This window comes from Rhizobium sp. N324 (assembly GCF_001664485.1).
Classification (GTDB): Bacteria; Pseudomonadota; Alphaproteobacteria; order Rhizobiales; family Rhizobiaceae; genus Rhizobium.
In genome coordinates this window covers 2,285,336-2,300,607 of record NZ_CP013630.1, presented here as the reverse complement: position 1 = coordinate 2,300,607, position 15,272 = coordinate 2,285,336, and the positions used below count along the sequence as shown (strand labels likewise).

At 61.9% G+C, this 15,272-nt stretch carries 12 protein-coding genes and 1 pseudogene; 8 read left to right on the top strand and 5 right to left on the bottom strand.

Annotated features, from left to right (window positions below):
- Window positions 1–11 precede the first annotated feature (11 nt).
- Both AMK05_RS11095 and speB read right to left on the bottom strand, forming a co-directional pair.
- Complete coding sequence (locus AMK05_RS11095; RefSeq protein WP_064838503.1) at window positions 12–854, bottom strand: lysine/arginine/ornithine ABC transporter substrate-binding protein; 843 nt, start codon at window positions 852–854, stop codon at window positions 12–14.
- Window positions 855–929: 75 nt separating this feature from the next.
- Complete coding sequence (speB, locus tag AMK05_RS11090) at window positions 930–1,976, bottom strand: agmatinase (RefSeq protein ID WP_064838502.1); 1,047 nt, start codon at window positions 1,974–1,976, stop codon at window positions 930–932.
- 178 nt (window positions 1,977–2,154) lie between these two features.
- Between speB and AMK05_RS11085 the strand changes: the two genes are divergently transcribed.
- The 6 genes from AMK05_RS11085 (at window position 2,155) to AMK05_RS11060 (ending at window position 9,301) form a co-directional block, all read left to right on the top strand.
- Window positions 2,155–2,853, top strand: coding sequence for a GntR family transcriptional regulator (locus AMK05_RS11085; RefSeq protein WP_064838501.1), 699 nt, complete (start codon window positions 2,155–2,157; stop codon window positions 2,851–2,853).
- Between the two features lie 32 nt (window positions 2,854–2,885).
- Entirely contained in the window at window positions 2,886–3,611 is a 726-nt protein-coding gene (locus AMK05_RS11080; RefSeq protein WP_064838500.1) for an ABC transporter permease, read from the top strand.
- The gene (locus AMK05_RS11075; RefSeq protein WP_064838499.1) at window positions 3,611–4,309 is read left to right on the top strand and encodes an ABC transporter permease; all 699 of its coding nucleotides are present in this window, start codon (window positions 3,611–3,613) and stop codon (window positions 4,307–4,309) included. Before AMK05_RS11080 ends, AMK05_RS11075 begins: the two co-directional genes overlap by 1 nt.
- Before the next feature lie 12 nt (window positions 4,310–4,321).
- Entirely contained in the window at window positions 4,322–5,125 is an 804-nt protein-coding gene (locus AMK05_RS11070) for an ABC transporter ATP-binding protein (RefSeq protein WP_064838498.1), read from the top strand.
- 179 nt (window positions 5,126–5,304) lie between these two features.
- Complete coding sequence (locus AMK05_RS11065; RefSeq protein ID WP_064838497.1) at window positions 5,305–8,550, top strand: adenylate/guanylate cyclase domain-containing protein; 3,246 nt, start codon at window positions 5,305–5,307, stop codon at window positions 8,548–8,550.
- 70 nt (window positions 8,551–8,620) lie between these two features.
- Complete coding sequence (locus tag AMK05_RS11060) at window positions 8,621–9,301, top strand: peroxiredoxin-like family protein (protein ID WP_064838496.1); 681 nt, start codon at window positions 8,621–8,623, stop codon at window positions 9,299–9,301.
- 38 nt (window positions 9,302–9,339) lie between these two features.
- Here AMK05_RS11060 and AMK05_RS34505 read toward each other — a convergent pair whose 3' ends face one another.
- On the bottom strand, window positions 9,340–9,510 hold the full coding sequence (locus tag AMK05_RS34505) for a hypothetical protein (RefSeq protein WP_237352224.1): 171 nt from the start codon (window positions 9,508–9,510) through the stop codon (window positions 9,340–9,342).
- A gap of 17 nt (window positions 9,511–9,527) precedes the next feature.
- On the opposite strand from AMK05_RS34505, the pseudogene AMK05_RS33240 reads away from it, so the two are divergent.
- Window positions 9,528–9,901, top strand: a pseudogene (locus tag AMK05_RS33240) (MFS transporter); the annotation flags it as partial.
- A 17-nt stretch (window positions 9,902–9,918) separates the two neighbouring features.
- Here AMK05_RS33240 and AMK05_RS11050 read toward each other — a convergent pair.
- Window positions 9,919–12,762 carry a M16 family metallopeptidase gene (locus tag AMK05_RS11050; protein WP_064841335.1) on the bottom strand — a complete coding sequence of 948 codons (2,844 nt, stop codon included), beginning with the start codon at window positions 12,760–12,762 and terminating at the stop codon, window positions 9,919–9,921.
- Window positions 12,763–12,957: 195 nt separating this feature from the next.
- Here AMK05_RS11050 and AMK05_RS11045 point away from each other — a divergent pair, with 195 nt between their 5' ends.
- Window positions 12,958–13,953 (top strand): substrate-binding domain-containing protein, encoded by a 996-nt coding sequence (locus AMK05_RS11045; RefSeq protein WP_064838494.1) that lies wholly within the window; start codon window positions 12,958–12,960, stop codon window positions 13,951–13,953.
- A 51-nt stretch (window positions 13,954–14,004) separates the two neighbouring features.
- Here the strand turns inward: AMK05_RS11045 and AMK05_RS11040 are convergent, their stop codons facing one another.
- Window positions 14,005–15,270 (bottom strand): ABC transporter substrate-binding protein, encoded by a 1,266-nt coding sequence (locus AMK05_RS11040; protein ID WP_064838493.1) that lies wholly within the window; start codon window positions 15,268–15,270, stop codon window positions 14,005–14,007.
- Window positions 15,271–15,272 lie beyond the last annotated feature (2 nt).

Genomic DNA, 15,272 nt, shown 5'->3' with positions numbered 1-15,272 from the left:
TCGCCGCTCAATCAATCAAGGGATGTCTTGATCCATTTCTGCGCCAACTTGTTGATCGTGCCGTCGGCTTCGGCGGCTTCGATCGCGGCGTCGAACATCGACTTCAACACCGTATCGTCCTTACGGATGCCTGCCGCGATCCCCTGTCCAAAGACCCCGCCTTTGAAGGTCGGACCGGCGATCTTGTAGTCCTTGAAGTCGTCTTTGCCGAGCGTTGCAGTCAATGAGGTTTTCTGGGCAACGACGGCGTCGATTCGACCGGCCTGAAGGTCCAGATCATGCTGCTCGACCGTCTTGTATTCTCTTGGATCGACAACGCCCTTGAAATAGGTATCGAGAAAGGCTGCGTTCGCCGTCGATACCTGGGCGCCCACGGCCTTGCCTTTGAGGGCGTCCCGAAGCGGCTGCAATTCCTGCTCGACCTTCGCCTTATCAGCGGCGAGGTCGACCGTCGTCCCCGTCCCCGGCAGATCGGCGAGAGGACCGGTTTTCTCGACCATGAATGCGGCCGCGGTCGGGGCATAGGGCTTGCTGAAGGAGATGACCGCAAGGCGCTTTTCGGTCACGATCATCGAGGCCATGATGGCATCGAACTTCTTGGCATTGAGCGATGGAATGAGCCCGTCCCAGTCCTGGGCGACGATGGTGCATTTCACCTTCATGCGGGCGCAAAGGTCATTGGCGAGATCGATCTCGAACCCGGCCAGCTTGCCGTCAGGACCGGTAAAATTCCAAGGCTCGTATGCGCCCTCGGTCGCAATGGTGATTTCGGTTGGTTTCGTCTGCGCGGCGGCAGCGCCGGCCGAGATGACGCCGAGCAAAGCGGACGTCAGCAAAAGCTTTGATACTTGCATGTTTTTATTCCCCTTTTTGGTGCGCCCTGCCCTTTTCCCAAGCAAGGCGGTTGCAGACTCCGCGACGTCCGTTTGTTAGGGCGCGCGAACCTTGATTGCCTCGGCCGCAAGGCAGAGGAGTTCGAACAAAACCTGACCGGCAATTTGCGCCGTATTCGACGTCGGGTCGTATTGCGGAGCGATCTCGACAACGTCGCCGCCGACAATGTTCACGCCGATAAGACCGCGCAGAATGCCAAGCGCCTGCGCCGAGGTCAGGCCGCCGACTTCGGGGGTTCCGGTGCCTGGCGCGAATGCGGGATCGAGAGAATCGACGTCGAAGCTGACATAGGTCGGCCCCGCCCCGACGATCTCTCTCGCCTTGGCGATGACGGCGCTGATGCCGAGATCACCGACCTCCTCCGCATGAATGACGGTCATGCCGGATGCATACGAGAATTCCCATAGATATTCGGAATTGCCGCGAATTCCGATCTGGATCGTCCGTCTGGGATCAAGCACACCATCGAGAACCGCCTGGCGAAAGGGTCCGCCATGGTGGAATTTACATCCTTCGAACGAACCGCCCGTGTCGCAATGCGCGTCGATGTGGATCATCCCCACAGGACGATCCCTGCCGACGGCCCTGAGAATCGGAAGGCCGACCGAGTGGTCGCCACCGACGGCCAGGGGCACGACCCCCGCCTTTATCAACCCGCCGACAAATTCCTCGATATCGTCGTGAGATGCCGCAAGATCGAAGCGGCTTTTGAACGGGACATCGCCGACATCGGCAACACGGGCATGGGCAGTCGGGACGGTCCGCAATACATGATCGTAAGGGCCAACCCGGTCGACGTTGCGTACGGCTCTTGGCCCGAACCGCGCACCGGATCGGTTTGTCACCCCGAGATCCATCGGAATGCCGAAAAGCGCGATATCTATATCAGCAAAACTGGGTGCGGCGTCCGGACGATACGGCGCCTTCAGCAATGTCGGGACGCCGCAGTAAGGCGCTTGGCGACGATCGCCCCCGCCGAAGACCAGGTCGGCCACCTTGCGAAACTCCGGATCGAACATCTCGCCGCCCGAAGCGTTCGAAAAGCGCTCCCGCAGTTCGTCCAGACTGAGAATCTCCGGCATCGGACCTCCAGATGTTGCGACCAGATCGCGGGCGGCTTTTAAACGTCGGCGAAAAGACGATTGCTTGTTGTAGTCAACATTGTATACATAATCGTATTCCGCTTGATCGAGCAAGAGGGAAAAAGTTATGGTGTCGTTCACCGAAGGGTGAGTGGACCAGAGACGGAAGGGGAATCGATTGGCATCGACCAAGACAGAACAGCGAGGATCGTTGCGTGAGAGCACCTATTCGCAATTGAAGGACCTGATCCTCACCGGCCAGCTTCGCCCCTCCGAGCGCCTTTCGGAGGTGACGCTCGCCAAGCGCTTCGGCGTCAGCCGAACGCCGTTGCGTGAAGCGCTGATGAAGCTGGAAGAAGAAGGGCTTATCGTCGGGCAGCGGAATTTCGGCTACACGGTGACCGATCTCGACGTCACCAAGTTCTGCAATCTGCTGGTCGTTCGCGAAGCGCTCGATGTTTGCGCGGCACAACTCGCCTGCGAGGTGGCGAGCGAGGAAGACCTCGATCGGCTCCGGGACGTCATTGCCCAGATGGTGGAACTCAAGGATACGACCAACAAGACGCCGTCTGACGCGGCCCGCAACCTCGATCTTGGACTATACATCCATCGCGTCATCGTGGAATCGACCCGAAACGAGGCCCTCGTCAGGGTGACGGATCAAGTTTATCAGCAGCTTCGCCTTGCCCTTTGGCTTGAAGTTCTCTGGGTGGATCTGGAGCACACGGACCTCGACGAACACAGGGCGATCGCGGACGCCATCTGCGCGCGAGACCGGGAGGCGGCGGCGTTGGCAGCGCGAGCGCATGTGCAAAGCTCGCTCAAGAACATGTCGAAGCTCCAGCGCATCTGGGCGCATCGGCGCGCAGCCGACTAACGCAACCCCGATCATTCACCAAGAGGCCCCGCATGGCACCTATCGACAGTTACCTGGCTCTCGTCGGCTTCGGGCAGACGGGTTGGGGTTGGCTCCTTCTCACTGCAGCGGCCATGACAATCGGCGTATCCGTCTGCGGTTTTCTGGCCGGAACGGTGATCGGTACGATGATCACCTTCATGCAGCTGTCCCGCCACATGGCCATTCGCTGGGTTGCGGATTGTTACACCACCGTTCTGCGCGGCGTTCCGGACCTTCTGGTTATCTATCTTTTCTATTTCGGCGGCAGCGCATTCCTGGGATCCGTCGGCGGGCTGTTCGGCTATCAAGGGTTCATCGGAATGCCGGCATTTCTAACCGGAACCCTGGCGCTCGGCGTGGTTTCGGCGGCCTATCAGGCGGAGGTATTTCGCGGAGCCTACAGATCGGTTGCACGCGGCGAAATCGAAGCCGCCAGCGCCGTCGGCATGCGGCCATGGCCCAAGTTCAGGCGCATCGTCGCCCCACTCGTCCTGCGCTACGCCATTCCGGGTCTCGGAAACACCTGGCAGCTGGTGTTGAAGGAATCGGCATTGGTCTCCGTCACGGGTCTCGTCGAACTCCTGCGCCAATCGCAAATCGCTGCCGGATCGACCCGCCGCCCCTTCGAGTTCTACCTGATGGCGGTTGTTCTCTATCTTGTCATCACCTGGTTCTCGTCAATCCTGTTCAAACGAATGGAAGCTCGAACCACCCAGGGCATAAGGGGGGCGTTGTAATGGATACGGGCTTCCTGTGGGATACGGTTCTCACGCTTCTGAGCGGTTTGCCGCTAACCCTTGAGCTTGCCGTTACGTCCATCTTGGCAGGAAGCATCCTGGCGCTTGCGATTGCGCTCCTGGCCGTCACAGGCGGCGCAGCGGGTCGAACCGTCACCAGCGCTTACGTCTTCGTGTTCAGAGGATCGCCCCTGCTCGTCCAGATGTTCCTCATCTACTACGGCCTCGGTCAATTCCGGCATGAACTGCAGGACCTCGGCGTCTGGGGTTTCTTTCGCGAACCCTACTGGTGCGCGGTGCTGGCGCTCACTTTGAACACCGCCGCCTATTGCAGCGAGATTTTCCGTGGCGGCCTGCGGGCCGTCTCCATTCAGGAAATCGAGGCGGCGCGCGCCTGTGGCATGTCGGGCATTCTCTTGTTCAGACGGATCATTCTGCCGATTGCCATCAGGCATGCGCTGCCTGCTTATGGCAACGAGATCATCCTAATGATCAAGGCAACGGCGCTCGCGTCTGTCATCACGATCATGGAAGTCACCGGCCTGGCTGGAAAATTGATCGCCGACAGCTTCCGCGCTTTCGAGGTCTTCATCGTCGCAGGCGCGCTTTACCTTACGATCATTTTCGTCGTCACACGAATGCTCATGATGGTCGATTTCTGGCTTTCGCCTCATACGCGTATGCGGCTGCAATCTTAAACGGGAGTGCGCATGTCTGACAGGGGAACAGTTTTGGCCAGCGACAACAAAGACAAAAGCGCTGCCGTTTCGGTCAAGGATCTTCGCAAATGCTTTGGCCCATTGGAAGTCTTGAAGGGAGTCTCCCTCGAAGCTCATGAAGGAGAGGTGATTTCCATTCTCGGTTCATCCGGGTCTGGAAAATCGACGATGCTCAGATGTCTCAATATGCTCGAAGTCCCCGACAGCGGAGAAATTCGCATCGGCGGCGAGATGTATTCTCTGAAGAAAGCCAGGCATAGAACGGAACCGGCTGACCGCAGGCAAGTCGATCGGATGCGCGAACACATCGGCATGGTATTCCAGAGTTTCAACCTTTGGTCGCACATGACCATCCTGGAGAACGTGATCGAAGCACCGGTGCATGTGCAGAAACGCAACCGCGCGGAATGTATCGCGGAGGCGGAAGCTCTGCTCGAACGGGTCGGTATCGCCGACAAGCGAAACTTTTATCCCGCGCATCTTTCCGGCGGGCAGCAGCAACGAGCTGCGATCGCTCGCGCACTTGCGCAGCGTCCGAGGGTGATGCTGTTTGACGAACCGACTTCGGCGCTTGATCCCGAACTCGTCGGCGAAGTGCTCAAGGTCATGCGTTCCCTTGCTGAGGAAGGCCGGACCATGCTTGTTGTAACCCATGAAATGGCCTTCGCGCGAGACGTGTCCAGCAAAGTGGTGTTTCTTCACAAGGGTGTCGTCGAAGAAACAGGCGCGCCTGCTGAGCTTTTCACGCATCCGAAATCGGAACGGTTCCGGCAGTTCCTGGCAGGGTCGAGGTGACGTCGTTTGATCTCCGACGCGGATCTCAGGTGACCAGATTCTGACGGAGATCGTCGTTCAGCCTGCCTGTTTGATGCTTGCGGGCACGGGGCAACAGGTTCATGCTGGCCCTCAGTTTTGAGGCCCGCCGGTGCGGCCGAGATAGCCGCAGCATATCGGGCTTTCGTGGGACGCGTGCGATGGAGTGCGCAGGCTGCGGTTTCGATATTCAGAGCGGTTTTGCTTTCTGTCCGCGATGCGGCGCAAGGCAACCCCTCTCCTGTGCCGCCTGCGGTTATGCGTGTCAGCCCGATTTTGCCTTCTGCCCCAAATGCGGCGCATCGATCTCAGGTAACGCTCTGCCTGCGCCGAAGCCGATTATCGAGCTGGTGCCGGCAAAATCCGACAGCGATGCCGACCGGCGGCCGGTGACGGTGCTGTTTGCCGATCTCTGCGGCTTCACCACGCTGAGCGAGCAGATCGACCCCGAAATCATGCGGGTGCTGCAGAACGAATTGTTCGAAGAGATGACCCAGGCGGTCGAGGCTTATGGCGGCTTCGTCGACAAGTTCGTCGGCGATGCGCTGCTGGCGCTGTTCGGTGCGCCGGTCGCCCATGAGGACGATCCGGTCCGGGCGCTCAGTGCCGCGCTCGATATGATCCGTCGGGCGACCGAAGTCGGCGATCGCTGGCAGCCGCGCGCCGGCGTACCGCTGCGTCTGCATATCGGCATCAACAGCGGCCCTGTCGTCACCGGCGGTTTCGGCGCGGTCAGCACAAAATCCTATTCGGTCACCGGCGACACGGTGAACACCGCCCAGCGGCTGCAATCGATGGCCGGCGAAAACGATATCCTCGTCGGGCCACTGACCTATCGCCTCACCCGCCATGCCTTTGCCTTCGACAGTCTCGGCGCGCAGACGCTGCGCGGCAAAAGCGGAAACGTCCTCGTCCATCGGCTGGCAGGGTTGCTGGAAGCGCCGCATACGGCGCGCGGTCTCGAAAGTTTCGGCCTTCAGGCGCCGATGATCGGACGGGATGCCGAGTTGTCGCGGCTGCTGACCTGCCTCGATCTCGCCTGCGGCGGTGCGGCGCAACTCGTCCGCCTGATCGGCGAAGCCGGGATCGGCAAATCGCGGCTCGTCAATGAATTTGTCGGAACTGCCGGCGATGCGGCCCGTTTCCCGGGCCTTGCCATCCGCAAAGCCACCTGCTCTCCGCTCGGCGAACAATCCTATGGCACGCTCGCCGCGGTGGTGCGCAGCGCTTACGGTATCGGCGAACGGGATGATTTAGACCGGACGCGGCAACTGCTGACAACCGGATTCCGCGCTCTCGATCTCACACAAGAGGATGTCGACGGGCTTTTGCCGCTGTTTCTGCATGTGCTCGGCCTTGGCGATCCCGATGGGGCGTTACGGCACATCGAGCCGGAACAGTTGCGGCGGCAGATCTTCTATGCGGTGCGTACCGTCTTCGAGCGGCGGCTGGCGCAAGGCCCTCTGCTGCTCGTCATCGAGGATCTGCACTGGGCGGACGCCGCCTCGCTGGAAGTGCTCCGTTTCATGATGGATCGGCTGGAGCGGAGCCGGCTGATGCTGCTGGTGATCTACCGGCCGACATCGCAGACCGACCCGCTGAACTCCGATCGCGTCAACGTCACCGTGCAACGTCTTGACCCGCTCTTTGCGGCCGATGGGCAGAAGCTGCTCGCTGCCTTTTTTGGTGAAGGTCATGGCAAGCTGCCGGTCGCGATGCGCAAACGCATCCTCGACCGGGCCGGCGGCAATCCGCTTTTCATCGAAGAAATCCTTCGCGGATTGATCGACATGGGCACGCTGCACCATGACGGTCACCGCTGGCATGTCGCGGCCGACGACACCGATGTCGATATCCCGGTCAATCTGCAGGCGCTGCTGCTTGCCCGCGTCGATCGCCTGCCGCAGGAGATCAGACGCTTGACGCAGGAAGCGGCGGTCGTCGGCCCGAAGTTCGATACCGCCCTGCTCCGCACCGTCACCTCCGACCCGGCCGCAGTCGACGCGGCGCTGGATTATCTCTGCGATGCCAATATCATCGAGGAATTGCGCGGGCCGGATGTGGCCGGGTCGCCGGGCTATCGCTTCAGCCAGACGCTGATGCACGATGTCATCTATCATAATCTGCTGCTGCAGCGGCGCATGGAGCTTCACGGCAGGATCGGCAGGGTTCTGGAACGCCAATATGGTGCCGCACCCGACCGGGCCGAGCATCTGGCGCAACTCGGCCATCATTTCAGCCTGACCGCCGAAAAGGCCAAGGGCGCCGGCTATCTGATGGCGGCGGGCGATCTGGCCCGCAAGACCTACGCCAATGACGATGCCATGCGCCTCTACCATCAGGCTCTTGCCGGCTTCGCCAATGAGCCGGAGGTGACGCCGGAGCAATTGGCGCTGATGGAGCGTCTTGGCGATCTCTGCGGTCCCGCCGGCCGGCGCGATGCTGCCTTGAGCCATTATCAGCGGGCGCTTGCGGTCCACCGCACCAAGGACGATCGGATCGCCGCGGCAAGGATCCTGCGAAAGACCGGCCGTCTGCATCTCGACGCGGGGCGCCGCGACCAGGCGGAGACCCATTGCGCCGCGGCCGAAGCGATGATCGCGACGATCGATGCGCCGGTCGAACATGCGCATCTGCTGCAGGAGCGCGGCCATCTGGCTTTCCGCATGGGCGATCAGGCGGCCGCCGCCGAGTGGGCGACGCAGGCGCTGCAACGGCTGCAGACGCTGCCGGTCGACGGAACGACCGAGGCCGGACGCGAAGCCGCGCGCGCGATGGCGGAGGCCCTGAATACCAAGGGAGCGGCACTGGCGCGGCTCGGGCGCCGACGCGATGCCGTGCAGGAAGTCGAGCGCAGTCTTTCGGTCGCCGAGAAGGCCGATCTGCAAAGTGCGGCGTGCCGCGCCTATTCAAATCTCGGCGTTCTCTACACCATCGTCGATCCGGCCAACGCCATCAAGATCTGCCGGCGCGGGCTGGAGGTCGCTACCCGGATCGGCGATCTCGGCTTCCAGGCGCGCCTCCTCGCCAATCTCGCAGTGTCCTGCTGTACCTTTACCGATCGCTGCGCGGCCGAGGGTGTGCCGGCGGCGGAGAAGGCCGTCGAAATCGACCGGGCGCTCGATCAGCGCGACCATCTCTCCGTGCCCTTGATCGTGCTGGGGCAGATTCACCAATGCCATGGAAAGCCGAAGCTAGCTCGTAAGTATTACGAGGAAGCCCTTGAGGTTGCGAAGGAAATTGACGAACCGCAACTGCTCTTTCCGTGCTATGATGGCTTGGCGACACTGAGCCTCGAGCATGACGACATGGACGAGGCGGAACGGTATTTCACGCTGGCGCAGGATGTGTGCATCCGCCACAACCTCGATCCAGGCACACTCGTCGTCTTGCCGTTCCTCGACTGACCCTCTCAAATGCAGCCGCTGGAGATCGGTTAATCCAATCAAGTCAAATAGATAAAAGGAGGAACTAAACATGCAGGAGAACCACTCGGAAAGACCATTGAAGCCCGGGGATCGCGCGCCGAACGTGGTGCTGGATGCGATCACACGCCAGGGCAAGATCGCTATCGACGATTTCCGCGGCCAGAAGCCGGTGTTTGTCGGGTTGTTCCGCGGGCTGCATTGTCCCTTCTGCCGGCGGCAGATCGCCGCCATGTCCGAGCTTACCGACGCATTGCAGGAGAAAGGCATCGAAAGCCTGACGGTCGTGAATACCCCGATCGAGCGCGCCCGCCTCTATTTCCGCTACCACCCGCTTCCCAATCTGCTGGCAGCCTCCGACCCGGAACGGATGTCCCACAGAGCCTTCGGCCTGCCGAGCGTTCAATTCACGGAAGCCGAGAACGACTGGCCGCGCAAGGTCAGCATGAACACGGTGATGTCGATGCGCATCGATATGCCGGGTGAGCTTCCCGAGCCCATGGACCCGATGGCGGCGTCGGAATACCTCGACGAGGTGGACGGCTACGAATTGACCGAGGATGACAATAAGATGATCGCCACCGGCAGAGGCCAGCTTGTCGGCGAATTCCTGCTCGATCGGGATGGCGTCGTGCGCTGGTGCTTCACGGAAGTCGAAGGGACCGGCCGCCATATGTTCGGCGTTCCTGCCCCGCGGGAAGTGATGTCGGCAGCGTCGAATATGGCTGTTTGACGTGAGCGATTCTGCGTTCAGGGATCATTCCTCGGGAATTATCCCTGACGCGAGGCCAGCCAATCGTGAAAGGCTGCGACCTCTTGCCGGCGCAACGCCTTTGGCGCGGCGACGATGTAATACGCCCACCTCACCGGCCAGCGGACATCCGGCAACAGATGGACCAGCCTGCCACTGTCGAGTTCCTGCGCCACGAGCGCCTTGCGCACGAGGGCGACGCCCCTCGCTCGGGCGGGTGGCCGAACGCTTCGGCTCGAAGCCGACCACGTCATTCTGCGTCCTGGCTTTCCCTGCCGGCTGCCTGCTGCTGCCGCTGGTCTTCAACGCATGGCTGATCTGGCCGCTGATTTTCGTCTGGGGCGGGGTTTCGTTCGGGATCTACACCATGTCGCTGATCCAGCTGGGCGAGCGTTTCACCGGCCCTGCCCTGATCGCCAGGAACGCGGCCTTCGCCTTCGCATGGGGCATTGGCGGTTGACGGGCTCACCCGCGGCGGGAGTGGCGATGCAGCTGATCGGACATCAAGGGCTGCCGTTGTCCCTTGGCCTGCTCAGCTGTGTCCTGGCGGCGTTTCTGATGGCCGGGAGACGGACGGGCTGATGGTCGCGCAAAAGCCGCTATCTTACCGCCGCCGGCAGCACTTCGAATTTCCAGAAGTTTTCCGGGCTAAAATAGGTCTTAGCGAATGCGCGGATATCGCCGGCGGTGACCGTGTCGTAACCGGTTAGATTGTCGCGTATCCGGTCTAGACGACGCGAATCCGTCTGAGCGCCGCGCAAATATTCGATCCAGTATTCGTTGCTCTGCCGCTGATGCTTCAGCGTCTCGACGATCGGTCCCCGGGCGCGTGCGAACTCGTCCGGCGAGACATCCTGCGACCGTAGATCATTGGCGATGTCGTCGACCAGTGCGTAGAAGCGCGCGATCTTTGCCGGCTCGGTCTCGACGTAGAAAAATGCATAGCCATAGCCGGGGATTTCCCGTGAGAGGTTGGCGTCACCCTCCAGGACATAGCTTGCGCCTTCTGTAATGCGAAACTGGTCGATCAGCCGGTTCTGGAAGATCTGAGTGGCGATGTTGGCGGTGAAGGACCGCGGCAGATCGGAGAGCAAATCGCCGATCGGAGCGCCAAGGGCTGCGGCCGCGTTATCCGCCCTGCCGCTATGGGTGAGCAAAACGGGCGTCTTGCTGGCAGCGGGAAAACGCACGTCGCCCCAATCTTTGCTCGGCGCCGCCTCCGGGCGCGGCGGCAAAGCGCCGAAGGTTTCCGCTGTCATCCGGATGGCGTCGTCCACCATGACGTCTCCGACGATGGTGATATCGATCGGGCCGTTGGACACCATGGGCCGGAACAGCGCCTCGAAATCTTCCGGCCTGGCAGCGGACAATTGAGCGCGATCGGGGAAGGTCCAGCGCGGATCGCCGGAATGCACGAGACCTGCGAAATCACGGCTGACAATGCCGCCGGGCGTCGCTTGATACTGATCGAGGCCACTCAAATAGGCCTGCTGCACCCGCTTGAATGCCTCGGGCCGGTAGGCGGGATCGGAGGTATATGCAGTCATCAGCTGCAATTGCGTCGCAAGATCTTCAGTCCGCGTGCGACCGTCGAAGTTGAAAGAACCGTCGCCGACCGAGAAGTCGATGCCGACGATGTTGGCCGTCAGCGCTTTCTGGATATCCTGGTAATCCATGGCCTTCACGCCGGACAGCGCGACGGCCGGCGATGCCCAGATCGGGGCGGGACGGTCGTGCGGCAGATCCAGACGGCCGCGGCCGATATCTTCGCGCACCAGCACTTCATTGGCGCGCAGCTTGGTGGGCTTGACGGTAAGGCGCACGCCGTTGGCAAAACGCACCATGGTCAGGCCGAGATCGTCGACGCTGCGGCGTTCGACCACGGCGCCCGGCTCGCCGAAATGAGTGTAGGGCCAGGCGATGTCGGCCGCACTGGATGGCGCCGAGACGGCAACGGCCTTTGAAGCATCATAGGCTTGCCGAACTGCGTCGGCTCCGCCCTGCGGTGATTGGGCCGTCTGCAGCACGACCTGCGGACCGTTGCCGGAGAAGGCATGCCGCAGCGCCTGATTCACCTCGGCCGCCGTAACGCCGTTCGTGATCGTCTCGAACAGCGAAAGGTCATCGGCGGGCGACGTGAAGACCTGATTGTCATCGACGCTGCCGGCCAGCATGGAAGCGATGTCGGTGGTCGTGCGCGTCGCGGCTCCGGCCGCAGCAGCCTGGAGGAACGAGCGATATTCGAGGACTTCACGATCGAGTTCAGCCTGCGCAACGCCGAACTCCTGGATACGCCGCTGTTCCTGGTCGATGGTCGTGAGCGCCGCCTGCCATTTATCCGGCTCGCAATTCGCCACGATCAGGACGATATGCGCCGAATCAAGAAGATCCTGGGAGCCGGCGATCGCGCTGATAAAAGGGGCATCCGCCTTGCTGGCAATGGTGCTCACCCGGCGTTTGAGCACCAACAGGCCGAGATCTTCGATAAGCTGCGTGCGGCGCTTGGCAAATGTATCAGGCGCGGCGTCATAAGGACGCGTCCAGGCGATCTGTACGCTGGTCATGCCGCCGGGAACAGCGAGGACGTCGGCGCTTTCGCCTTTCGTCTCCAGCGTGCCCAGATCCGGTTTTGACGGTGTCGGACCTACGGCCGTCCAGTCGCCGAAGTGCTGCCGGACTTGGGCTTCCATGGCAGCCGGGTCGATATCGCCCACCACCATCAACGTTGCCCGATCGGGCCGGTAATTGGCCCGGTAATAATCGCGGACGAGGTCCACGGGCGCATTGTTGATGATGTCGGTTTTGCCGATCGGGACGCGGATGGTCGCGCGGCGGCCGGCGAGCAAGGAATTCATGATTCCGAGCCCCGCGCGATATTGCGGCGTATCGCGCAGCCGCTCCTCCGACAGGATGACGCCGCGTTCGCGATCGAACGCTCCGGCATCAAGGATCAGCTCGCTCGCCGTCTCCCGCATCAGCATCAGGCCGGTCGAAACCGTGTCGGCATCGACCTCCGGAAGATCGAGCGCATAGACCGTCTCGTCATAAGAAGTATGGGCGTTGGTATCCGGCCCGAAGGCCAGGCCCTTGCGCTGCAGGATGCGGATCATCTCGCCTTCGGGGACATGCGTCGAACCCTTGAAGGCCATGTGCTCGAGAAAATGCGCCAGGCCCTGCTGATTGTCGTTTTCCTCGAGTGAGCCGGAGCCGATGCGAAAGCGGATCGCGGCCTGCCCGGGCGGCGTGGCATTGCGCATGATCGCAAACCGCATACCGTTGGCAAGCATGCCGAAATGGACGTTGGTGTCGGCCTGAATGTCGCTTTGTGTTTGTGGCCAGGACGTGGACAGGGTGTCCGCATAAGCCGACGACGCGAAGCTTGCGACCAGAGCGAGCGTCGCGAGAAACCGCCAGGCGGCGGAGCATTCCATTTTGTGAGACATTCTTGTCCAGGAGATGAGCATGAAAGAGGCTGAGAGGCGTTGATCAGACTATTCCACAGGTTGCATTTTTCTTCAACTTCTATGTGTGCATGGACGGAAAGCGAAACGCTGGCGAGTCGCTACACCGCTGTCAGACCAATGTCATCGAAGTCTCCTAAGGGATTGCGCCTCATCTGTCACCAGGAGGCGTTTTCGATGGCGACATTGCAGCAGGTCGCATTCCGGGCCGGATGCTCGCTGGCGACGGCAAGCCGGGTTCTCAACCGCAACGGACCGGCAAGCGACCTGATGGTGCGCAAGGTGCGCCGTGCCGCCGCCGAACTCGGCTATCGCCCGGCCGGCCCGGCCGCCGGGCGGCTTGGTCGCAGGCCGGTGATCGGCGTGCTGATTCCGAGCATCACCAATCCCGTCTTCGCCTCGTCGCTGTCGAGCATCCAGAACCGTATGCTGGTGGCCGGCCATGGCGTGTTGATCGCCCAGTCGAACTACGATCCGGCGCGTGAGGCCGATGCCGTCGCAGCACTCCTGAACGACCGGCCGACCGGGCTGATTCTCACTGTCTGCGATCCGTCGACCAGCGAGGCGCTGCTGGCCAGGCTGCCACCGACCGTGCTGCTCAACAACCTGCCGACGGCGCAGTTTCCGGCTGCCGTCACCGCCGACAATCGCGGCGCGGGCCGCGAGATCGCCACCTTCCTGATCGGCATGGGCCATCGCCGCATTCTTTTTCTCTCCGGCAATTTCGCCGCTTCCGATCGCGCCCGCCTTCGCTACCGGGGCTATCTCGACGCCATGGCCGAGAACGGGCTGACACCGCTCGACGCCATGCAGATCCCCTTCGTCGGCGGCTATGACCAGCTCGATCTCGGCACCGCGATGACCTCGCTTGCGCCGACGGCGATCATCGCCTCCAACGACCTTCTGGCGCTCGGCGTCATCGCCGCGCTGAAGCGCGAGGGCCTGTCGGTGCCTGGGGATGTTTCCGTCGCCGGCTTCGACGGCATCGCCATCGGCCGTCTGATCGATCCGCCATTGACGACCATCGAAATGCCGGATGCCAGCATGGGCGCGACGGCCGCCTCGCTGCTGCTCGACATGGCGGAGAATGCCGCCCCTGCCCGCCATCTCGACGTCGCCTACTCGCTTCGCCGCGGCGGCACGGTGCGCGCCATCTCAACCACCCGGAAATAAAAGGCCGCCGCGCGCTCGGCGTGGCGGCCCTTCTTCTAACGCGGAAAGCGATCAGCTGCGCGGCAGCATGCCATCGACATCAGCGGCCGCGTCGTCGAGCGCTTCCTTCGGTTCGGCCGACTGGTCGACGATGCGCGAGAGGTTGTCGACGATCGTCTGGGTGACCTTGACGCCGTTCGAGCCGGGGAAGGCATACCAGGGGATCATCACCGGCATCTGGCTGAGGCCAGCCTGGAACAGCGGGTTCTGCTTGTAGAAGTCGCCGAGATATTCCGGCGACTTGGCGGCAAGCTCGTTGTTCGGAACATAGCCGGTGCCGGGCACGACGACCGAGGCGCCGTAAGGGCCGGCGGCGAATTTGGCGAACTTCCAGGCGGCGTCCTGCTTGGCGGCGTCATGGGTGAGGATGACGACGGCGTTGCCGCCGGTGGGAAGACGGCCGTTCACCGGATCGATCAGCGGAATCTTGGCGGTGCGCAGATCGAACTTGTCGCCGACATTCTTGATCGTGTTGCGCAGTGCGCCTGTGGTCTGGAACTCGAAACCGACCTTGCCGGCTGCGAAGGCCTGCTCCCCGGCAGGCTTGGTGAAGACCGGCATGCCGCCCTCGGTGACGAGGCGATGCAGGACCTCGACGGCCTTCTGGCCTTCCGGACCGTTGAAGGCGACCTTGCTTTCATCGTCGCTCAACATCTTGCCGCCGGCGCCGAAGAGCAGAGCCGAAAACATCCAGTCGTCGCCCTGCCAGCGGAAATCGATGCCGTCGACGCCGTTGCCGAGCGCCTTGATCTTGCCGCCGAGGGCGATGACGTCGTCCCAGGTCTTCGGCGGATTGTCGGGATCGCCGCCAGCTGCCTTCACGAGATCGGCGTTGTAATACATGATCGGATTGGAGGTGGCGAAAGCGAGGCCCACCTGCTTGCCCTTGACCTGGGCGAGCTTCAGGATGGTGTCGGAGAAGCCCTGCTCGGTCATGTTGCCGTCCTTCTGGACGAGCGGGCCGAGGTCGACGGCGACATCGCGTTCGTCGAGCATGCGCAGGCGGTTCAGGCCGATGAAGGTGATATCGGGCATTTCGCTGGTGCCGACCTGGCGAAGGATCGTCTGGATGCCTTCCTCATAGGTCGCCGAGGGGCTGGCGAACTGGATCTTGATATCGGGGTTCTCAGCCATGAACTTCTTCGAGATCGTGTCCATCACATCCTTGAAGAAACCGGGCATCGGGTAATGAACCGTCAGCGTCGTCTCGGCATGCGCGGGAAGCGCGATTGCCATCGAGACGGCCGCTGCGGCGAGAAGCTGGGTGATATGTTTCATCG